The following is a 19,638-nucleotide window of genomic DNA, read 5'->3' on the forward strand; positions in this document are numbered from 1 at the left end:
CCCAAGAAGCCAAACGCTGCCTACGCGCCTACCTCACCCGCAAGATCTACCGCGTCCTGACCGCAGCACACCCCACACCACCACAACCCGACCTCACCGCCGCTTGACGAACATAGAAGCGTCGAGGGGGGTAGCGTCCGCAGATTCGCCGCACCATTCGTGCGCACACGCGGACACAGCGGGACGGCATACGCCCAGCGTCCGCAGATTCGCCGCACCATTCGTGCGCACACGCGGACACAGCAGGCAGAAGGCGTTGCGCTGCACGTGGTTTCGACGCGCTCGCTCCTTCGTCGCTCACTTGCTCAACCAGCGAGGGGGGTAGCGTCCGCAGATCTGCCGCACCATTCGTGCGCACACGCGGACACAGCAAGCGAAAGGCGTTACGCTGCACGTGGTTTCGACGCGCTCGCTCCTTCGTCGCTCACTTGCTCAACCAGCGAGGGGTCCAGTGTCCGCAGATTCGCCGCACCATTCGTGCGGACATGCGGACACAGCAAGCGAAAGGCGTTGCGCTGCACGTGGTTTCGACGCGGCGCTCGCAAGCTCGCACCTTGCTCAACCAACGAAGGGGGGCCTTCCTCAACCAGCGGAGTGGCGGCCCTTGCTCAACCGGCGAGAGGGGGCCTTGCTCAACCGGCGGGCCGGGTGAAGGTCAGCCGAGGATTTGTTCTTCGTCCTTGGCCCACAGGCCGGTGAGCCCGCGGAAGTGTCCGAGGAAGCGATCCTGCTCGTGCGCGGGATAGGTCGAGCGCACCGTCTCCACCAAGAGCCGGTCGAAATCGTCCGACAGCACCCAGTCGAGGACGAGCTCGTCGACATGCCCGAGGGCCGTCTCGCAGAACTCGAAGTATCGCTCGGAATCGAAGTGCGCGTCCGAAAGCCGTTGATATTCAACGAGTTTGTCCGCGTATGCCGTGTCCTCATCGGCGATGTCGAACCAGGGGCCGGTGTCCACCTGGGTCCGCGCCTTGCGCCCGGTGACGACACAGAAGATCGACCACTTCAGCAGTGACTTGATCGCCCACGGGAAGTAGTAGTGCAGCGAGGTCAGCGCCACATCCGGGCAGGCGTTGGCGTAGTCGATGGGATAGACGACATCGTCCTTGACGAGCATCTCGCAGGAGTTGAACTCCCACCGGAAGAACGCGTTCACCGTCTGCGCGATGGTCCGTGTCTCGGCGCCCGCCTCCGGCGACAGGAAGTCATAAGCCACTTCGTAGCGGTCGTGCATCGGCTCGTCCGGCCGGAACTTCATCACCATCGTCTCCGGGCCGATGGTGAGCGCCCGGGCGAACACGTCATACCCGTCGACGGCCTTCTGCAGATGCATCAGCATCTCGCCGGAGTCGTCATACGACCGGTGCAGGTCGTGCTCGTCGGCGATCATCGACACCCCGCGCCACGCGCCGCCGTCGAAGGGCTTCATGAACATCGGATAGCCCAGCTCGGCAGCGATCGCATCCAGGTCGAAGGACCGGTTGTACTTGCTCGAGGTGTAGGCCCAGCGCACATTGTCGACCGGGTTCTTGTAGGGGACCAGCACGGTCTCGGGCACCTTCATGCCGAGCCGGATCAGCGCGCAATAGGCCGAGTGCTTCTCCATCGACTGGAAGGTGAAGGGGCTGTTGAGCAGGTAGACGTCGTCCATCAGCGCGACCTTCTTCAGCCACTCGCGCGGGTGGTAGTACCAGTGCGCCAGCCGGTCGATCACCAGCTCGGTGCGCGGCTTCTCACGCAGGTTGAACGGCTCGATCGCCAGCCGCTCCGAGCGCACCTCGTGGGTCGTCCCGTCCGGCGCGGTGATCGGGCCGACCCGCCGCACGAGCTCCTCGAACGCGCGCGGCCAGTCCTCCTCCGCCCCGAGCAGGAGTCCGATGAGGTGCTGGGTGGTCGTCATACCTCTCCCTTCGCGAACCGTGCAGCGTCAGCAGAAGCGTGGCAGGTGATGAGCGATCTGTCGCTGCCACCACGGCCAGTCGTGGGCGCTGTCGTGACCCCAGACGTCGAGCTCGTGACGAATTCCCTTGTCCTGCAACACTTGTGCAAACGCGAGCGTCGACGGATAGGCCTTGGTCGGCTCCCACTCGAAGGCGCCCTGCCCCACCACCAGCAGCACCGACGCCGCCGAACGCACCCACTCCAGGTGGTCGCCGGACATGCCCGGCACATAGTGCATCGGGTTGGCGAAATAGGTCGCATCGCCCGTCTCGCCCCACGCGTGCCAGCTGCTCGGGTCGTAGTTGCCGGACAGGCCGATGCCGAGCGGCGCCAGGTGCGCGCGGGTGAGGCTGTAGTGCACGGCGTGATAGGCGCCCATCGACACCCCGAGCGTGATCACCGGCAGCCGGCCACCGAGTTGCTCGGTGATCCAGGGGATCACGGCCTCGTCGAGCCATCTCAGGTATGCCGCGTGCCCGCGCGCCCGCTCCTCGGTCGGCTTGTCGTTCGCCGACCAGGTCCACCCGTCCGCGGAGTCGACGCAAAAGAAGCTCACCCGTCCGGCGTCGATGAGATCCTGCACCGCCCCGACCATGCCGTGCGCCGCGAAATCCTCGGCGCGGCCGGCCTCGCTGGGGAAGACCAGCACCGGCCGGCCCCAGTGGCCGTAACGCATCACCCCGAGCCGGACGTCGCTGTCCGGCACCTGCAGTTCGACGCGCTCGCCGCTCACGGGGTCAGCCTCACATACCCCAGGCCCTGCGCAAAAGGCTCGGCAACACCGGATCGAGGTTGTCCCGCCAGGCGGTGTAGTTGTGCAGATCGGGGAAGCCGGTGAAGACGGTCCGCCACCCGTGGTCGGCCATCATCCGCTCCAGGGACTCGTTGAGGTCGAAATTGCTCTCCCGCATCCCGCACGACAGCCCCACCTCCAGTCGCCTCGGCGGTCGCATCCGCTTCAGCTCGCGCACCTCGTCGGCGATCCGGTCGAAGTCGCGAAAACCGTTGTCCTCCTGCGAAATCCACGGATCGAAGAAGGACCCCGACTGGCTGAAGACCACCCCGACACGCTCGTCGCGCACCCCGGCGTGCAGCGCCGCGAGACCACCCAGACTGGCACCCATCACGGCCACCCAGCCGCGGACGGCATACCGCGTCTCGAGCTCGTCGAGGGCCTTGGTGAACGAGCGGGCGTAGACCGGCGAGGCGGAATACCAACTGTTGCGCCGGTGCGCGTCGGCCAGCAGCAGCCGGAACGGCGGCAGCACCCCCGCGGCGATATGGGCCCCGGCCCACTGGGTGATCGCGGCATACCGCTCGTAGTGGTCGCCGTCGTGACACACCAGCAGCGGCGCCGGATCCGCGGCCCGCAACCCCGCGGGCGCCCACAGGCGCGTCTTCATCGGGATCCGGTATGCCGTCGGCAGGTCCAGTGGCCGGGTCCGTCCGGCGACCGTGGGCGCGGTCAGCCAGTCCGGCTCCCGGTAGTCGCTGCGACGCCATTCGGACTTGGTGCCCCACTCGGTGTCCACCGTGTCCGGGCAGCGCGGGTCGAGGATCGGCTCCTGGCGCACCCGCCGGCGGCGGGTGACCAGGAAGCGGTATTCCAGCCGCCACAGGCCCTGGGTGCCGACCTCCCGCGTCCAGCCCCGGCGTTCCAGGCGGCACGGACCGGCCGAGACGTCGGCCTCCAGCGCGACCGCGTCATACCGCCGCTCCCGGTCCCCGAGGCGCAGGTACATGGACTTAGTACAACGCCGACATCAACGCGGTGCGGGCCTTCTTCACCCGCGGGTCGCTGGCACCCACGACCTCGAACAGCCCGATCAGGTGCTCGCGCGCGGCATTGCGCTCCTCACCGCTGGTCGCCTTGACGACCTCGATGAGCCGGGCGAAGGCGTCCTCGACGTGACCGCCGAGCACGTCCAGGTCGGCGACGAGGGTCTGCTTGACGACGTCGGTCGGCGCCGCGGCAGCGTCGGCGCGCGCCTGGTTGAGGTCGACGCCCTCGGTGCGCTGCAGCAGCACGATCTGGCCGCGGCCAAGGCGCGCCTCCTCGTCGTCCGGGTCGGCGGCGAGCACTCGGTCATAGGCCGCGATCGCGGCCGCGTAATCACCCTGTTCGATCGCGTCAAAGGCCGCCTGGTGGTCGGCCGAGAGCGGCTGCTCGGCTGTGTCGCCGGCCTCCTCGTCGGTGTCCGCCGGCGCCCCGGCCACCCGCCCGGTCACGCCCGCTTGCTGCGCGGCCTGCAGCACCTGCTCGACCACATCCCGCACCGCCGCCTCGGGCTGGTCGCCGACATAGAGCGGCAGCGGCTGGCCCTGGATGATCGCCAGCACCATCGGGACCTGCTGCACCTGCAGCGCCTGGCGGATCTGCAGAGCCTCGTTGATGTCGGCACGCGCCAACAGGATGCGCCCGTCATACGACTCGACGACCTTGGTGAGGGTGTCCAGGTGCTTCTTGGAGTCCTCCCGCGAGGAGGACCACAGCGCGAGCAGCACCGGCACCTGCATCGACTGCTGGGCGGCATCGGCGAAGGTGCGGTCGTCCACGTCGATGACAAAGCCGCCCTGGCCGCCCGCGCCCCCGGACGGCGTCGTCGGACGAGCGGGCTTGGCGAGACTGGACAGATCGACCGCACCGCGCAGCGCGGACGGGTTCAGCGGCTGGTTCGTCATGACCTCATTCTGTCCGACCGTGCCGCGCGGCGGGCGTGGACCCGGCACTCGGCTGAGGTCGGCTCAGCGACCGGCGTTGCTCGTGTCGCCCGGCACCGGCATCGGGCGGTCGGGGTCGACGCTGGCGGCCACGTCGAAGAAGGTCCACAGCACGTCGTTGCTGTTGCCCAGCGCTCGTTGCATCGACAGCCCGTCCACATTGACCCGCGCCTGCCGCAGCGACCCGCCGGCCACCTGCATCCACGCCGGCGTGCTCGCGTCGATCGGGAAGAGATAGTCGAAACCGAGAGTCTTGTGCAGCAGTTCGTATTTGGCGTTGTCCGGTCCATAGGGCCGGATGCCGGAGATGTCCGCACCGAAGGGGAAGACGAACGACCGGGTCGGCCCGACGATGGGCTGCACCTCGCGCGTCCACCGCTGCGCGTCCGCGGTGAGCATGGCCAGGCTGTCCCGCCCGACATTGCGGTGGCCCCAGGTGTGCGAGGCGAACTGCCACCCGTCGGCGGTGATCGCCCGGGCCACGGTGGTCGCCTCGGCGATCTGCGCGCGGGTGGTGGGGTTGTCGCCATACTCCCGGATCGAGGTGCGATAGCCCAGCACGCCGTTGTACCCGGTCAGGGCGAGCGTGCCCTTGTCGCCCCGGTAGGAGAAATCCGGGTGCGCCCGCACGAAATCGTCGACGATCGGCAGCACGTCATACGACCCGGACGTGGTGCGGCCGGTCGCGTCGGTGTAGTCGTTGACGATCCGGCCGTTGGCTCCGACCTTGAGCCGGGAGGCGAACCCCTTGCCGTCCATATAGGTGTAATAGCTGACGTCATCGACCGAGAGCACCAGCGGCTTCTTGCCCGGCGGCAGCACGATCGGTTGCCTCGTCATCGTGCCGTCCGCGCCCGGCGCCGCGATCCGCTGTGGGTGCACGAGCACATAACCGCGCTCGTAGAGATCCTGCAACTGCCGCCGGAACTCGGTCACCGTCACCATGTACTGCTCGAATCCGGCCGCGATCGGACCGCGGAAGGCTCGCTGCGGATCGACCACGAGCGAGTGCCAGAACAGGTGGGAGATCGCCCGGTCCATCGGGTATGCCGATGCGCTCGCCTTCCGCGCGTTGATCTGCCGGACCGTTCGCTCGATGGCGGCGCCCGTGCGTCCGCGCAGCAGGGCGAGCGCGGCGTCGTAGTCGTAGGAGTCGGCGAGCCGCAGCGCGTCGGCGATCAGCACCTGGGTGGGGTCCTCGGCGGCCGAGCCGGCCAGGGTCGCCCGCCCGTCCGTCGCGCCGAGACTCCCGACCGAGGGTGCGGCGCACGCGGCGACGGTCAGCGCCGTCACCGCGCCGATCACCCACCATCCCCGAGTGCGTGCCATCACCCTTCACCCGGTGGTCTGCCCGAGTGCCCCTGCTGGCCAGGCTAGGCCGGGCGGGTGAATGCCCGGTGAAGCTGCGGCCGTGTCGCGGCTTTCCCGGTCACAATCCGGCAACACCGAGCAGGGGCCGCCGTGGCGCAGCCGCTACCGTCAACACCGTGAGTCGCCCGCCCTTCGACCCCATCGAGCGCGCCGCCGAGCTGTGGCGCGAGCGGTGGGGTGAGGACTCGGCATACCGAGCGATGGCCACGGCGACCTCGGTCATGCGGGTCCAGCAACTGCTGCTCGCGCACTACGACCAGCTGCTCGCACCGCTGGAGCTGACCTTCGCGCGCTACGAGGCGCTGGTGCTGCTGACGTTCAGCCGCACCGGTTCGCTGCCGATGGGCAAGGTGGGTGAGCGGTTGATGATCCACCCGACGAGCGCGACGAATATCGTGCAGCGGCTGGCGGCGGCCGGCCTGGTCGAGCGCCGGCCCAATCCGCGCGATGGCCGGGGCGCGCTCGCCAGCATCACCGAGGAGGGGCGTCGCCGGATGGAGCAGGCGACCGCGTTGCTGGAGCGCGAGCGGTTCGGCCTCGACGGGCTGTCCGACGCCGACCACGATCGGCTCTACGAGCTGTTGGGCCGGGTGCGCGCCGCCGACACCGACGGCACGCGCTGAGCGACGCCTCACTTCTGAGCGGTCGGCGAGGCCGGGCACCCAAGCCGCGCACCCTCGGCATACGCGATTTCGACAGATAGTAGGACGTCCTAGTAACCTGGCTCACATGGGTGAGCAGCGGGGCCAGCAGCGCTGGCAGCAGGCATATGACGCGGCGGTGGCCAAGGGTCAGGTGCGCGACGCGGATTTCACGACCCTCTCCGGCGTCGAGGTCGACCCGGTCTACGGACCCACCGACGGTGAGGTGCGCGAGGACATCGGCTGGCCGGGCGAATTCCCTTACACCCGAGGCCTTTACCCCACCGGCTACCGCGGCCGGCCGTGGACCATCCGGCAGTTCGCCGGCTTCGGCAACGCGGTGCAGACCAACGAGCGATACAAGCTCATCCTCGCCCGCGGCGGCGGCGGCCTGTCGGTCGCCTTCGACATGCCGACGCTGATGGGCCGTGACTCCGACGACCCGATGTCGCTCGGCGAGGTCGGCCACTGCGGCGTCGCCATCGACTCGGCCGCCGACATGGACATCCTGTTCAAGGACATCCCGCTCGGTCAGGTCACCACCTCGATGACGATCAGCGGCCCGGCCGTCCCCGCCTTCTGCATGTACCTCGTCGCCGCCGAGCGCCAGGGCGTCGACGTCAGCACCCTCAACGGCACCCTGCAAACGGACATCTTCAAGGAGTACATCGCCCAGAAGGAGTGGCTCTTCGCGCCGGAGCCGCACCTGCGCCTCATCGGCGACCTGATGGAGTACACCTCGGCGAAGATCCCGGCCTACAAGCCGCTGTCGGTCTCCGGCTATCACATCCGCGAGGCCGGCTCGACCGCCGCCCAGGAGCTCGCCTTCACCCTCGCCGACGGATTCGGGTATGTCGAGCTCGGCCTCTCGCGCGGCCTGGACGTCGACGTGTTCGCGCCCGGGTTGTCCTTCTTCTTCGACAGCCACATCGACTTCTTCGAGGAGATCGCCAAGTTCCGCGCCGCTCGCCGGATCTGGGCGCGCTGGATGCGCGATGTCTATGGCGCCAAGACCGCGAAGGCGCAGTGGCTGCGCTTCCACACCCAGACCGCGGGTGTCTCGCTCACCGCGCAGCAGCCGATGAACAATGTCGTGCGCACCGCGGTCGAGGCGCTCGCCGCGGTCCTCGGTGGCACAAACTCGTTGCACACCAACGCTCTTGACGAGACGCTCGCCCTGCCGACCGACCAGTCCGCCGAAGTAGCACTGCGCACCCAGCAGGTGCTGATGGAGGAGACCGGCGTCACCAATGTCGCCGACCCGCTCGGTGGCTCGTGGTACATCGAGGCACTCACCGACAAGATCGAGGCCGAGGCCGAGGCGATCTTCGACGAGATCCTCAGCCTGGGCGGCTCCACCCTGACCAGCGCCGACACCGCCGGCCTCGCCGCCCAGGTGGCCGAATCCACCGGCACGACCGGTCGCGGTGTCTGGCCCATCACCGACGGGCTGCTGCGCGGCATCGAGGAGGGCTGGTTCATGTCGGAGATCGCCGATGCGGCCTTCCGCTATCAGCTCGCTCTGGAGAAGGGCGACAAGCGCGTCGTCGGCGTCAACACCCACACCGAGTCGCTCGCCGGCGACCTAGAGATCCTGCGGGTGTCGCACGAGGTCGAGCGTGAGCAGGTGCGCGTGCTGACCAGCCGCAAGGCCGCCCGCGACGACGCGTCGGTGCAGGCCGCGCTGAGCCGGATGACCGAGGTGGCGCGTGGCGAAGGCAATCTGATCGAGCCGATGCTGGAGGCGGTCCGCGCTGAGGCGACGATGGGCGAGATCTGCAATGCGCTGCGGGACGTGTGGGGCGTCTATCGCGAGCCCGCTCGCTTCTGAGGTTCAGCCGGCTTCGGAGACTTGCCGGGGCGCGCCCACTTGGGCAATTTGTGGGGCTGGCTGGGCTGCGATCAGCGCAAAGTGCCCACTTGGGCGATTTGCGCGCCCCACCCTCGCTGACACCCGCGCAAAATGACCACTTGGGCGATTTGCGCGCCCCACCCTCGCTGACACCCGCGCAAAATGACCACTTGGGCGATTTGTAGGGCTGGCCGGGCCAGCACCCCACGCGAATCAGGCAACGGTTGGTCGGGCACCCAGGGGGGCGGCGCGACGGCATACGGAAAAGGACGCGAGAGAGCGCTCTAGAACGCAGCGGACGTCGCTCGATCAGTAGCTGTTGAGGCGCTGCTCGATCCGCTCGACCTTCGCGGTGAGCATGCCGTCGTGGCCGGGCCGGATGTCGGCCTTGAGCACCAGTCCGACCCGCGGGCTGTGCTTGCCGACGGCCTCACACGCACGCTTGATGACGTCCATGACCTCGTCCCACTCCCCTTCGATCGTGGTGAACATCGAGCCGAGGTCGTGCGGCAGGCCGGACTCGCGGACGACCGCGATGGCGTCGGCGACGGCCGCGCTGACCGAGCCGTCCGCGTCGTCAGTCGTGGAGGGGGCGACGGAGAAGGCGACGAGCATGGCCCCAGGTTAGTGCGGCGTCACGACCGGCCGCCCGCGGGACGACTGGCTCAGACCTGCGCCGCGATCTGCCCGACGATGCGGGCGATGACGTCCTCCAGGGCGATGATGCCGACCGTGCGCCCGCCGTCGCGCACCTGCAGCATGTGCGCCTGCGACCGCCGCATTGTCTCCAGGGCCTCGCGCAGGGTCGCCTCGGGCGCCAACGACGGCAACCGGCGCACGGCACCGTCGGGAACCGGCTCGGACTGCTTGCCGGGATCGTTGTCGAGCACATCCTTGACGTGGACATATCCGACGAACTGGTCCTGCACCTTCGGGTCGTAGATCGCCACGCGGGAGAAGCCGGACTCGCGGGCGAGCTTCTCCAGCTTGGCGCGGGGCGCCGACCGGGCGGCCAGCACGACATCGGCGACCGGGATCGTCACCTCGCGCACCGAACCCTCCTCGAAGTGCAGGGCGCGGCTGAGCAACTCGCGCTCGTGCTCGTCGAGCAGCCCTTCGCGGCTGGACTCCTCCACCATCTCGCGCACCTCGTCGCGGGTGAAGGTGCTCACCACCTCATCGCGCGGCTCGACACCGAGCAGCTGCAGGACCCGGTTGGCCAGCCAGTTCATCGCGAGGACGAACGGTTTGAGCACCCGGCTGATCAGGACCAGCGGTGGGCCCAGCCACAGAGCGCTGCGGTCCGGGCCGGCGAGGGCGATGTTCTTGGGGATCATCTCGCCGGCCACGACGTGCAAGCCGACGACGATCGCCAGGGCGAGCACGAACGCCACCGGGTGGACGAGGCCATCGGGCAGCCCGAGCGCGCTCATCGGTCCGGAGATGAGGTGCGCCAAGGCAGGTTCACCGACGGCGCCGAGACCGAGCGAGCAGATCGTGATGCCGAACTGCGCGGTCGCCATCATGAGCGACACGTTCTCCATCGCGCCGAGGGTGATCTGCGCGCGTCGGTCGCCGCGCTGGGCCAAGGGCTCGATCGAGCTGCGGCGCGCCGAGATCAGCGCGAACTCGGCGCCGACGAAGAAGGCGTTGAGACCCAGCAACACCACCGCGAGCAAAAGGAACAGCCAGTCCATCAGCGCTCCCCCTCGCGGTCGTCGGGTTCGATCGGGTCGCCGACAACGACGCGCACGGTGTCGATGCGCACACCCTCCAGGCCGACAACGCCGAGGACGACCGGCCGGGTGCGGCGCTCGCTGTCATAACCGTCGAGCCGCACCTCGTCACCGGGTTCGGCCATCCGCTCAAGGTGGTACAGCACCAGGCCGGCAAGGGTGTCGTAGTCGTCGGACTCCGGCAACGACAGCCCGATCGCGTCGCGCACCTCGTCGATCCGCAGCAGCCCGGACAGTTCCCAGGTGCCGGCGGTCAGCTCGCGCGCGGCGGAGGGTCGGTCGTGCTCGTCGTCCAGTTCACCGGTGATCTCTTCGACCAGGTCCTCCAGCGTGACGACACCGTCCACACTGCCGAACTCATCGATCACCACACCGAGCTGGTGCGGACCGTCGCGCAGCATCTCCAGCAGCGTGTCGAGGTCGACCGAGGACGGCACGAGGGTCGGCGGCAGCATGACGTCGGCGACGGTGCGCTCACTGCGCTGGTCGACCGGCACCTGGAGCACCTGGGCGGTGGTGACCAGCCCGAGCACTTCGTCAGTGCGGGCGTCAACCACCGGGAAGCGTGCATGTCCGCTCTCGTGGATGCGGTCGACCACCTCGGTGAGCCGGTCATCGGGGCCGATGAAGTCCAGCTGAGAGCGAGGCGTCATCACCTCATCCGCTCGACGGTCTCCGAACAGCAGGCTGCGGTGCACGAGATTGGCGGTCGCCGCATCGAGCGTGCCCTGGTCGACCGAGCGGGCCACGAGAAAGGACAGCTCCTGCGGGCTGCGCGCCGAGGCGAGCTCCTCGGTGGGCTCGATCCCAAAGCGGTGCAGAACCTTGTTGGCGGCGCCGTTGAGGAAGGTAATCAGCGGCCGGCTGACGGTGGTGAACCCGCGCATGAAGCCCTGCACCGCCCGGGCTGTGCGCAAGGGCAGAGCGATCGCGAAGTTCTTGGGCACAAGTTCGCCGAAGACCATCGTCAGCGTGGTGGAGACGGCCATGGCGACAACGACGCCGACCGCACGGGCCGCATCACCCTCGATGCCCACCGCGCCCAGCGGTCCGTCCAGCAGGCGGGCCAGCGACGGCTCGGCGAGGAAACCGATGGCCAGGTTGGTGATCGTGATGCCGACCTGGGCGCCCGACAACTGGGTCGACAGTGATTTCAGCGCGATCTGCACACCGGCTGCGCTCCGGTCCCCGGTGGCGGCCTCCCGCTCGACGGCCCGCCGATCGACGGTCACGAAGGCGAATTCCGCGGCCACGAACAGCCCGCACAACACGACGAGCACCACGGCCAACAACAGCAACAGGACCTCGATCATCGTCTCGTCCTATGTCGATCGGTGTCCACGTCAGCTTTCTGTGGGTCGGGTCCGGGGTCACCCACGATAACGAGCCGTGAGCTCGGTCAGTTTCCGTCTCGCGCAGTGTCCTCGTCGGCGGTGACGGCGAGCAACGCGAAGGACACCAGCCAGTGCGTCGCCATAAAGCCGCCGGTCACGATCTGCTCCTCGACCGCGGCCACATTGCGTGCGGTCGCCTCCGCGATCCGGCGCTGCGCGCCGTCGTCGAGGTATGGCGCGAGCCGGCGCAGCGCCGCTGCGCGGTAGAGCGCCAGCCCGAGCAGATGAGCACCCTTGCCGTCCGAAGGATCACGCACCTCGGGCAGGCTCAGCAGGGTGTCGCCCGCACCGCCGAGACCAGGCAGGAACGCGCCCAGCCAGCCGCGAAACTCGTTGTCGGCCAACACTCTTCGCATAAGATCCGCTTCGGTCAACGCAGCCGACAAGAAGTCGCTGCCGCCGGGCTCCCAGGCCGCCGGATAATCCTTGTCCTCGGCGAACCACGCCCGCGCCGAGGATGCGATCAGCTCCTGCACGTCGGTGCGACGAAGGCGACCAGCGGCGTCATACAGCAGGGCGAGCCCGAAGGCGGTGTTGGGATGTTCGCCGCTGCGCACCGGATAGGCGAGCCGTGGCAGCCACTCGGTCACCAGGTCGAAAACCGCCTCGGCCAGCGGGCGGGTCGCGCTCCCCCACTCGCTGCCCGCGTCCGCCGCGATCGTCGCCGCCCACGCCCAGCCGTAGGGCCGTTCGAAGCTCGGATGCTCCCGCAGGTATGCCGCCTCCGCCTGGATCTTCGCCGGATCCCACCGGTCCGCGAGCATGCGGGTGAGCGCCTCCCGCGTCGCCGGCGTCAGCTGATTGCCGGCGAGCTGGAGCAGGCGCAGACCGGACCACTGCATGTGCGCCGACGAATGCCAGTCGAAGCTGCCGTGGAAGCTCGGGTGCAACCGATCAGGGGTGACGTCCACATCATCCGGGCCGCTCGAAACATGCTGTGCCGCATAGGGATAGCTCATATCCAGCACAGTGAGCACGGTCTGTGCCCAGGGTTCGGCGTATGCGGCGCGCCAGTCGGTCACCGGGTTCACCTCGGGAAGCAGAAGAGATACATGATCACGATGTTGCACAGCAGCAGCGGGATCGCCGTCGGGATCTGTGCCTTGATCGGGCCGTACTGATCCTTGAGCTCGAGCAGGGCCGCGGGCACGAGGTTGAAGTTCGCCGCCATCGGGGTGACGAGCGTCCCACAGAAGCCGGCCAGCATGCCGACCGCGAAGACGGCCGGCGGATTGCCGTGGAACTGCTGGACGAGCAACGGCCAGCCGATCGCCGCGGTCATCACCGGGAAGGCCGCGAAGGCATTGCCCATGATGATCGTGAAGACCGCCATACCGACGCAGTAGACGATGACGCTCGGCAACAGCAGCCCGTGTGGCAGCACCTTGCCGGTGACCTCACCGACCGCCTTGCCGACACCCGCCTGGTTGAACAACAGACCGAGGGTGGCGAGGAATTGCGGCAGGATCGCGGCCCAGCCGATGTGCCCGAGCAACCGGTCCCCCTCGCGCATCGGCACCATCGGGTTGCCGACCTTGATGATCGCCATGCCGGCGACCAGGGCGACCAGGGAGGCAACGCCCAGACCGATGATCGTGGCCGAACCTTCCTCGAGCAGGCGGGTGCCGCCGATCGTGGTGTTCTTCAGGACGGCGCCGAAGATCACCGCGATGAGCGGGATCAGCAGGGCGGGGATGAACAGCTTGTTGCCGAAGCGCCGCGCGGAGGCTTCCTTCTGTTCCTCCGTCACCGACTCGGCCGAGCCACGACCCGGGAAGCCGCACCCGGCGAGCGCCGCCAGGGCGAGCACCGCGATGCCCTCGACCAGCGCACTGCCGGACTTGTTCACCACGAAGGTGCCGTAGACGAAGGTGAAGGCGAGGATCGCCCAGAAGGCCGCGCTGCCGAAGCGCTTGCGGTCGCCCGTGTCGAGCAACCGGATCACCGCGACGACCAGGAAGAGGGCGGCGCACAGCCAGTAGAACCACTCGATCTTGATCATGCGCCCGCACCCTTCTCGGTTTCCGCGCTGTCGCCGGTCGCCGCCAGACGGCGCAGTTGGGTGTCGAACCGCAGCATCCGGAAACCGTGAATCGCGAACGCGCACAACGCCGTTGGGATCGCCCACAGCGCGATGTTGATCGCCTCAAGCTTCAGCCCGTAGGTCGTGTCGACGAACCCGGTGATGAGCAGGATGGATCCGACGGCCACGAAGATGTCTTCACCGAAGAACAGCCCGACGGTGTCGGCTGACGCGGCATACGAACGCACCTTCTCGCGCATCCGCTCGGTGAGGGTGCCATGCGACTTCTCCGCGGCGGCTTCGGCCATCGGCGCGATGATCGGGCGCACGGCCTGGGCGGGACCACCGATCGAGGTCAACCCCAACGCGGCCGTCCCCTGCCGGATGAACAGATAGGTCGCAAGCAGCCGGCCGGTCGTCATACCGCGCAACCTGCCGATCAACCTCCGGGCCTGATGCTGCAGTCCCATCCGCTCGATCAGACCGATGACCGGCAGCGCGACGATGAAGACGGTGACGGAGCGAGATCCGGCGAAACCGGTGCCGAAAGCCTCGACGATCTCGCGGGGTGACAGCCGCGCGATCAGGCCGGCGACGATGCCCGCGACGGTGACGACGAGCATCGCGTTGAGCCGCAACGCGAAGCCGACGACGACGACCGCCACGGCGAGAAGAACCCACATGGTCCTGCGCCTCCCGGGGTGTGAGGGTGTCGCGGCGCGTGCCACGACGTGATCTCGTGCAGGCTAGGGATTGTTCAACAATCTGACAAGAGGTGCCGCTCGGCCCGGAAGAGATAGTCCTCCATCGCAACGGAGGCCCGGACCAGCTCGCCGGCGACAATGAGGTCGGCGATCCTGCGGTTGTCCTCGACATAGCGCGCATGCACATCGCGGGCCGAATCCGCGACCAGGAAGAGCAAGCGCATCTCGGTGAGCAGCTGTCGCACGGTGCGCACGATGACGTCATTGCCCGAGAGCGCGGCGACCGCGAGATGGAATCGGCCATTCGCCGTGCCGACCGCGCCGAAGTCACCGGCTCGCACACCCGACTGACCCTGGCCGACGGCGCGGACAACCTCCGAAACCGCTCTCTCCCAAGCTCTTTCGAACGGTCCCTGCTCCGCGGTGGGGAGCTGCTGAGCCGCCAATCGCCGGACCGCAGCCTCCCGCAGCGCGCCGGGCTCGACCAGCCGCCGCATGGCATAGACCTCGCGCGCCTCGCGTGCCGTGAGCCTGCGTACGAACACTCCGCGGTGCGGCCGGTGCTCGATGACATGCTCGTGCTCGAGCACCCGGAAGGCCTCCCGCAAGGTGTTGCGCGAGACCTCGAGCTCGCCGCCCAGCCGCACCTCATCGAGCCGGTCACCCGGGGCCATCGCGCCGTCGAGGATCCGTTGCCGGAGGGTCTCCACGACCGATCCCACCGCTGGCTGGGCCATCACTCCCCCTTGACATGGCGGCATGTTGTTGAACAATCTTGCTATGCCCACTGTAGATCTCAACGCCGACCTCGGGGAGTCGTTCGGGCGCTGGACCCTCGGCGACGACGCGGCACTGCTGCGGATCGTCACCTCCGCCAATGTCGCCTGCGGCTTCCACGCCGGCGATCCGCGCACGCTCGTCACAACCTGCCGGGACGCTGTCGCGGCGGGGGTGCGGATCGGGGCGCAGGTGGGCTATCGCGATCTCGCCGGGTTCGGCCGCCGGTTCATCGACGTTGAGCCCGAGGATCTGTATGCCGACGTGCTCTACCAGCTCGCTGCCCTGGACGGCATCGCGCGGACCGTCGGTGGCGAGGTCTCCTATGTGAAGCCGCACGGGGCGCTCTACAACGCCGCCGTGGAGCATGAGGCGCAGGCCGAGGCCGTGGTGCGTGCGGTGCGCGATTATCGCGACACGCTGCCGGTGCTGGGACTACCCGGGTCTGCGCTCCTGCGCGCTGCCGAGGACGCGGGGATGCGGCCGGTCCGTGAAGCCTTCGCTGACCGGGCCTACACCCCCGGCGGGCAGCTCGTGTCACGGCGTGAGCCCGGTGCCGTCCTGCACGACCCGCAACAGGTGGCCGATCGGGTGCTGCTCATGGTGACCGAGCAGCGGGTCGTGGACATCGACGGCAATCCCGTTGCGGTGGAAGCAGATTCGATCTGCCTGCATGGTGACTCCGAGGGCGCGGTCGCGATGGCCAATGCGGTGCGTGAGCGGCTCACCACCGCGGGAGTCTCGCTGCGGTCGTTTGTGACATGAGACTGCTGCCCTGCGGCGATCGCGCGATCTTAGTCGAGCTCGACGACGCCGATGAGCGGCGCCGCTTCGATGCAGCCCTTCGCGCGGCGCAGTTGCCGGGAGTCGTCGAGCAGGTCCCAGCCGCGACGACGGTCCTGGTCCGCCTGGCACGCGGCACGGCCCTGCAGCCGGTGGCCGACCGGCTGCGTCGAGTCTTCGCCGAGGCGCCGACCACCGGGTCGGCGGGCGGTGACACCGCCGAGCTCACGATCGAGGTCGTCTACGACGGTGCCGATCTTGACGAGGTAGCGGACACGCTCGGCATCAGCCGCGAGGAGGTCGTGCGACGGCATACGGGACAGTTGTGGACCGTCGAATTCGGAGGATTCGCACCGGGATTCGGCTATCTCATCGGCAGTGAGGGCGGCCTCGAGGTGCCCCGTCGCGACTCGCCGCGCACCCGCATCCCGGCTGGTTCGGTCGGACTCGCCGGCGAGTTCTCCGGCGTCTACCCGCACGCATCGTCGGGCGGCTGGCAACTCATCGGCCACACCGACCTGCGCCTCTGGGACGCCGAACGCGACCCGCCCGCGTTGCTGCGCCCAGGCACTCGGGTGACCTTCGTGGAGCGGGACGTATGACGGGGTTGCGCGTGCTGTCACCCGGTCTTTCCGCCACCGTGCAGGATCTCGGACGGCCGGGCCATGCCGACGTGGGCGTGAGCCAAGGGGGTGCGGTCGATCGCGGCTCGCTGCGCCTGGCCAACCGCATCCTCGGCAATGACGAGGCCGCACCGGCCGTCGAAACGCTGCTCGGCGGTCTGCGCCTGGCCGCCGAGGGTGCGGTCACGGTCGCGGTGACCGGGGCGCCGCTTCCGTTGCGGCTCAACGGTGCTCAGGTCGCGATGCGTCGTGCCCTGACCCTGCACGCTGGCGATGTGCTCGACCTGGGGCGACCAGCGCAGGGGTTGTGGTCCTATCTCGCCGTGCAGGGCGGCCTCGCGGCATCGCGGCTCTACGGCAGCGCGAGCAGCGATCCAACCAACGGGCTCGGTCCCGCGCCCGTGGCCGACGGCGACCTGCTCTCCGTGCATCCCGCGGCCGAGCCGAGCACCGCGCAGGTCGACGTGGTGGACACCGGCAGCTGGGGTGGACGCGACCGCGCCGTCCGCGTCGTCCTCGGCCCTCGCGACGACTGGTTCACCCCCGAGGCCATCCGCGACTTCCTCCGCACGCCCTGGGAAGTCACCTGCGAGCTCAACCGGGTCGGCATGCGCCTTGCCGGCCCCGAGCTACGCCGCTGTCGCACAGGCGAACTCGCGAGTGAGGGCCAGGTGCGCGGCGCGATCCAGGTGCCGCCGTCCGGGCAACCGATCGTGTTCCTTGCCGATCACCCGGTGACCGGCGGTTACCCGGTGATCGCGGTGGTGACCGACGCCGACCTCGACGCGCTCGCCCAGACCGAGCCCGGTCGGCGGGTCCGCTTCACCAGCCAGGCTGCGGGCTGGCGCTGAACCGAGCAGCCGCAACCAGGCAGCGCGATGCGCTCTCAGGGCAGCTTGGCCAGCAGTTCGTCAGCCGCCCGATAGGCGTCGAGCTCGCCCGAGGCGACCTGCTGCGCAAGCTGCGTCATACCCTCTCCCCGGTCGACCTCGCCCATCCGAGAACGCAACTGCGCCACCGCAATCGCCTCGATCTCGTCCTCGGCGCGGCGCCGGCGACGGTGCCCGAGCTCACCCGAGGACTCCAGCCAGGCGCGGTGTTTGGCGATCGAGCCAAGCACCTCCTCCAAGCCTTCGCCGCGCTCGGCGACCAGCTTGTCGACCACCGGTCGCCATTCGCCGGCTTCGCGTCCCTCGGCCAGGCTGATCATGTAGCGCAAGTCGCGCACGGTGGCGTCGGCGCCGTCGCGGTCGGCCTTGTTGACCACGAACAGGTCACCGATCTCGAGGATGCCCGCCTTCGCCGCCTGGATGCCGTCCCCCATGCCCGGGGCGAGCAGCACCATCACCGTGTCGGCGAGCCCGGCCACCTCGACCTCGGACTGGCCGACGCCGACCGTCTCGAGCAGGATCACCTCACACCCAGCCGCATCCAGCACGCGCAGCGCCTGCGGGGTCGCCCACGACAGGCCACCCAGATGGCCGCGCGACGCCATCGATCGCACGTACACCTCTGGGTCGAGAGCGTGCTCCCCCAACCGGATTCGGTCGCCGAGAAGGGCACCACCGGAGAACGGTGACGACGGGTCGACCGCGAGCACGCCGACCCGTTTGCCCTGCTCGCGATACGCGCGCACGAGCGCGCTCGTCGTCGTCGACTTGCCCACTCCCGGCGAGCCGGTCAGCCCGATGATCGACGCCGTGCCGGTGTAGGGCGCGAGCGCGGCCATCACCTCGCGCAGGGCGGGAGAAGCGTTCTCGACCAGGGTGATCAGCCGGGCCACCGCACGCGGCGACCCCGCACGTGCCGCCTCGACCAGGGAGGGGACGTCGACCGGGCGTCGCGCCATCAGGACTTCGGCACGCGAATGATCAGCGCATCACCCTGGCCGCCGCCACCGCAGAGGGCAGCGGCACCCACGCCGCCGCCTCGGCGAGCCAACTCCAGGGCGAGGTGCAGTGTGATGCGCGCACCCGACATACCGATCGGGTGGCCCAGAGCGATCGCTCCGCCGTTGACGTTGACCTTCTCCTCGTCCAGCCCCAGCTGCTGGGTGGACGCGAGCCCGACGGCAGCGAAGGCCTCATTGATCTCGACCAGGTCGAGGTCGGAGGGCGAGATGCCCTCCTTCGCGCACGCCTTGGCGATCGCGTTGGCCGGCTGGGACTGCAGGGTCGAGTCGGGGCCGGCGACCACTCCATGCGCACCGATCTCGGCAATCCAGTTGAGCCCCAACGATTCTGCCTTCGCCTTGCTCATCACCACGACCGCGCAGGCGCCATCGGAGATCTGCGAGGCCGACCCGGCGGTGATCGTGCCGTCCTTGCTGAAGGCCGGGCGCAGCTTGGCCAACGACTCGGTCGTGGTGTCGGCGCGGATGCCCTCGTCGGACTTGAACTCCAGGGCGTCGCCCTTGCGCTGCGGGATGCTCACGGAGACGACCTCGTCGTCGAAGAGGCCGTCCTTCCACGCGGCCGCGGCGCGCTGGTGGCTGCGCGCAGAGAACGCGTCCTGCTGCTCGCGGGTGAACTGCTGCTGACCGGTGTTGGCCGACTCAGTCAGGCTGCCCATCGCCTGCTCGGTGAAGACATCCCAGAGACCGTCATACGCCATGTGGTCGCGCATGGTGACGTCGCCATATTTGAATCCCTCGCGCGAACCGGTGAGCAGATGCGGGGCCTGGCTCATCGACTCCTGACCGCCGGCGACCACGGTCTCGAACTCGCCGGCGCGAATCAGCTGAGCTGCCAACGCAATCGCGTCGATGCCGGACAGACACACCTTGTTGATCGTGAGCGCTGGCACCGTCATCGGGATGCCGCCCTTGTCGGCCGCCTGCCGCGCCGGGATCTGCCCAGCACCGGCGGTGAGCACCTGGCCCATGATCACGTAGTCGACCTGCTCGCCGGAGACACCGGCCTTGTCCAGAGCGCCCTTGATCGCCAGGCCGCCGAGGTCGGAACCGCTGAAATCCTTCAGCGAACCGAGCAAGCGGCCCATCGGGGTGCGGGCGCCGGCGACGAGAACCGGGGTGTTGTCCGTGGTCATGCGGGTGCTCCTCCAGCGACATCG

At 68.8% G+C, this 19,638-nt stretch carries 19 protein-coding genes; 5 read left to right on the forward strand and 14 right to left on the reverse strand.

What is annotated here, in order from left to right; all coding sequences use genetic code 11:
* Positions 1-655 precede the first annotated feature (655 nt).
* From G9U51_RS11115 to G9U51_RS11135, 5 genes are all read right to left on the reverse strand, one after another.
* Positions 656-1,900, reverse strand: a complete 1,245-nt coding sequence (locus G9U51_RS11115; protein ID WP_166197002.1) for an ATP-grasp domain-containing protein — start codon at positions 1,898-1,900, stop codon at positions 656-658.
* A gap of 27 nt (positions 1,901-1,927) precedes the next feature.
* Positions 1,928-2,674: an esterase family protein gene (locus G9U51_RS11120; RefSeq protein ID WP_328823441.1), complete on the reverse strand. Its 747-nt coding sequence runs from the start codon at positions 2,672-2,674 to the stop codon at positions 1,928-1,930.
* A 10-nt stretch (positions 2,675-2,684) separates the two neighbouring features.
* Positions 2,685-3,683 (reverse strand): alpha/beta hydrolase, encoded by a 999-nt coding sequence (locus tag G9U51_RS11125; protein ID WP_166197003.1) that lies wholly within the window; start codon positions 3,681-3,683, stop codon positions 2,685-2,687.
* A gap of 4 nt (positions 3,684-3,687) precedes the next feature.
* Complete coding sequence (locus G9U51_RS11130) at positions 3,688-4,623, reverse strand: tetratricopeptide repeat protein (RefSeq protein ID WP_166197004.1); 936 nt, start codon at positions 4,621-4,623, stop codon at positions 3,688-3,690.
* Positions 4,624-4,686: 63 nt separating this feature from the next.
* Positions 4,687-5,991 (reverse strand): polysaccharide deacetylase family protein, encoded by a 1,305-nt coding sequence (locus tag G9U51_RS11135; protein ID WP_166197005.1) that lies wholly within the window; start codon positions 5,989-5,991, stop codon positions 4,687-4,689.
* Positions 5,992-6,149: 158 nt separating this feature from the next.
* Between G9U51_RS11135 and G9U51_RS11140 the strand changes: the two genes are divergently transcribed.
* Together G9U51_RS11140 and G9U51_RS11145 are read left to right on the forward strand one after the other, a co-directional pair.
* Positions 6,150-6,656, forward strand: coding sequence for a MarR family winged helix-turn-helix transcriptional regulator (locus G9U51_RS11140; protein ID WP_328823442.1), 507 nt, complete (start codon positions 6,150-6,152; stop codon positions 6,654-6,656).
* A 106-nt stretch (positions 6,657-6,762) separates the two neighbouring features.
* Complete coding sequence (locus G9U51_RS11145) at positions 6,763-8,505, forward strand: acyl-CoA mutase large subunit family protein (RefSeq protein ID WP_166197006.1); 1,743 nt, start codon at positions 6,763-6,765, stop codon at positions 8,503-8,505.
* Between the two features lie 330 nt (positions 8,506-8,835).
* On the opposite strand, the gene G9U51_RS11150 is transcribed toward G9U51_RS11145, so the two are convergent.
* The 7 genes from G9U51_RS11150 to G9U51_RS11180 form a co-directional block, all read right to left on the reverse strand.
* Positions 8,836-9,141, reverse strand: a complete 306-nt coding sequence (locus tag G9U51_RS11150; RefSeq protein ID WP_166197007.1) for an MTH1187 family thiamine-binding protein — start codon at positions 9,139-9,141, stop codon at positions 8,836-8,838.
* Between the two features lie 50 nt (positions 9,142-9,191).
* Positions 9,192-10,223 carry a hemolysin family protein gene (locus tag G9U51_RS11155; RefSeq protein ID WP_166197008.1) on the reverse strand — a complete coding sequence of 344 codons (1,032 nt, stop codon included), beginning with the start codon at positions 10,221-10,223 and terminating at the stop codon, positions 9,192-9,194.
* Positions 10,223-11,575, reverse strand: a complete 1,353-nt coding sequence (locus G9U51_RS11160) for a hemolysin family protein (protein WP_166197009.1) — start codon at positions 11,573-11,575, stop codon at positions 10,223-10,225. The genes G9U51_RS11155 and G9U51_RS11160 overlap by 1 nt, the downstream gene beginning before the upstream one ends.
* Positions 11,576-11,661: 86 nt before the next feature.
* Positions 11,662-12,678 (reverse strand): DUF2891 family protein, encoded by a 1,017-nt coding sequence (locus G9U51_RS11165; protein WP_328823443.1) that lies wholly within the window; start codon positions 12,676-12,678, stop codon positions 11,662-11,664.
* Between the two features lie 5 nt (positions 12,679-12,683).
* The gene (locus G9U51_RS11170; protein ID WP_166197010.1) at positions 12,684-13,658 is read right to left on the reverse strand and encodes a DUF979 domain-containing protein; all 975 of its coding nucleotides are present in this window, start codon (positions 13,656-13,658) and stop codon (positions 12,684-12,686) included.
* On the reverse strand, positions 13,655-14,362 hold the full coding sequence (locus tag G9U51_RS11175; RefSeq protein ID WP_166197011.1) for a DUF969 domain-containing protein: 708 nt from the start codon (positions 14,360-14,362) through the stop codon (positions 13,655-13,657). Before G9U51_RS11175 ends, G9U51_RS11170 begins: the two co-directional genes overlap by 4 nt.
* Before the next feature lie 74 nt (positions 14,363-14,436).
* The gene (locus tag G9U51_RS11180; RefSeq protein WP_166197012.1) at positions 14,437-15,120 is read right to left on the reverse strand and encodes a GntR family transcriptional regulator; all 684 of its coding nucleotides are present in this window, start codon (positions 15,118-15,120) and stop codon (positions 14,437-14,439) included.
* 43 nt (positions 15,121-15,163) lie between these two features.
* Here G9U51_RS11180 and G9U51_RS11185 point away from each other — a divergent pair, with 43 nt between their 5' ends.
* The 3 genes from G9U51_RS11185 to G9U51_RS11195 are packed head-to-tail and all read left to right on the forward strand — an operon-like array spanning position 15,164 to position 17,417.
* Complete coding sequence (locus tag G9U51_RS11185) at positions 15,164-15,925, forward strand: LamB/YcsF family protein (protein ID WP_166197013.1); 762 nt, start codon at positions 15,164-15,166, stop codon at positions 15,923-15,925.
* Complete coding sequence (gene pxpB, locus G9U51_RS11190; protein ID WP_166197014.1) at positions 15,922-16,545, forward strand: 5-oxoprolinase subunit PxpB; 624 nt, start codon at positions 15,922-15,924, stop codon at positions 16,543-16,545. Before G9U51_RS11185 ends, pxpB begins: the two co-directional genes overlap by 4 nt.
* Positions 16,542-17,417 carry a 5-oxoprolinase subunit C family protein gene (locus G9U51_RS11195; protein WP_166197015.1) on the forward strand — a complete coding sequence of 292 codons (876 nt, stop codon included), beginning with the start codon at positions 16,542-16,544 and terminating at the stop codon, positions 17,415-17,417. Before pxpB ends, G9U51_RS11195 begins: the two co-directional genes overlap by 4 nt.
* 35 nt (positions 17,418-17,452) lie before the next feature.
* Here the strand turns inward: G9U51_RS11195 and meaB are convergent, their stop codons facing one another.
* The gene (gene meaB / locus G9U51_RS11200) at positions 17,453-18,415 is read right to left on the reverse strand and encodes a methylmalonyl Co-A mutase-associated GTPase MeaB (protein WP_166197016.1); all 963 of its coding nucleotides are present in this window, start codon (positions 18,413-18,415) and stop codon (positions 17,453-17,455) included.
* Entirely contained in the window at positions 18,415-19,614 is a 1,200-nt protein-coding gene (locus G9U51_RS11205; RefSeq protein ID WP_166197017.1) for an acetyl-CoA C-acetyltransferase, read from the reverse strand. Before G9U51_RS11205 ends, meaB begins: the two co-directional genes overlap by 1 nt.
* Positions 19,615-19,638 lie beyond the last annotated feature (24 nt).

It is taken from the genome of Metallococcus carri (assembly GCF_011440275.1).
Taxonomy (GTDB): domain Bacteria; phylum Actinomycetota; class Actinomycetes; order Actinomycetales; family Dermatophilaceae; genus Metallococcus; species Metallococcus carri.

What these genes read in the sequence shown, in the direction of transcription:
- G9U51_RS11115 (WP_166197002.1), bottom strand. Translation starts at nt 1,900, where the DNA reads ATGACGACCACCCAGCACCTCATCGGACTCCTGCTCGGGGCGGAGGAG.
- G9U51_RS11125 (WP_166197003.1), bottom strand. Translation starts at nt 3,683, where the DNA reads ATGTACCTGCGCCTCGGGGACCGGGAGCGGCGGTATGACGCGGTCGCG.
- G9U51_RS11130 (WP_166197004.1), bottom strand. Translation starts at nt 4,623, where the DNA reads ATGACGAACCAGCCGCTGAACCCGTCCGCGCTGCGCGGTGCGGTCGAT.
- G9U51_RS11135 (WP_166197005.1), bottom strand. Translation starts at nt 5,991, where the DNA reads ATGGCACGCACTCGGGGATGGTGGGTGATCGGCGCGGTGACGGCGCTG.
- G9U51_RS11145 (WP_166197006.1), top strand. Translation starts at nt 6,763, where the DNA reads ATGGGTGAGCAGCGGGGCCAGCAGCGCTGGCAGCAGGCATATGACGCG.
- G9U51_RS11150 (WP_166197007.1), bottom strand. Translation starts at nt 9,141, where the DNA reads ATGCTCGTCGCCTTCTCCGTCGCCCCCTCCACGACTGACGACGCGGAC.
- G9U51_RS11155 (WP_166197008.1), bottom strand. Translation starts at nt 10,223, where the DNA reads ATGGACTGGCTGTTCCTTTTGCTCGCGGTGGTGTTGCTGGGTCTCAAC.
- G9U51_RS11160 (WP_166197009.1), bottom strand. Translation starts at nt 11,575, where the DNA reads ATGATCGAGGTCCTGTTGCTGTTGTTGGCCGTGGTGCTCGTCGTGTTG.
- G9U51_RS11170 (WP_166197010.1), bottom strand. Translation starts at nt 13,658, where the DNA reads ATGATCAAGATCGAGTGGTTCTACTGGCTGTGCGCCGCCCTCTTCCTG.
- G9U51_RS11175 (WP_166197011.1), bottom strand. Translation starts at nt 14,362, where the DNA reads ATGTGGGTTCTTCTCGCCGTGGCGGTCGTCGTCGTCGGCTTCGCGTTG.
- G9U51_RS11180 (WP_166197012.1), bottom strand. Translation starts at nt 15,120, where the DNA reads ATGGCCCAGCCAGCGGTGGGATCGGTCGTGGAGACCCTCCGGCAACGG.
- G9U51_RS11185 (WP_166197013.1), top strand. Translation starts at nt 15,164, where the DNA reads ATGCCCACTGTAGATCTCAACGCCGACCTCGGGGAGTCGTTCGGGCGC.
- pxpB (WP_166197014.1), top strand. Translation starts at nt 15,922, where the DNA reads ATGAGACTGCTGCCCTGCGGCGATCGCGCGATCTTAGTCGAGCTCGAC.
- G9U51_RS11195 (WP_166197015.1), top strand. Translation starts at nt 16,542, where the DNA reads ATGACGGGGTTGCGCGTGCTGTCACCCGGTCTTTCCGCCACCGTGCAG.
- meaB (WP_166197016.1), bottom strand. Translation starts at nt 18,415, where the DNA reads ATGGCGCGACGCCCGGTCGACGTCCCCTCCCTGGTCGAGGCGGCACGT.
- G9U51_RS11205 (WP_166197017.1), bottom strand. Translation starts at nt 19,614, where the DNA reads ATGACCACGGACAACACCCCGGTTCTCGTCGCCGGCGCCCGCACCCCG.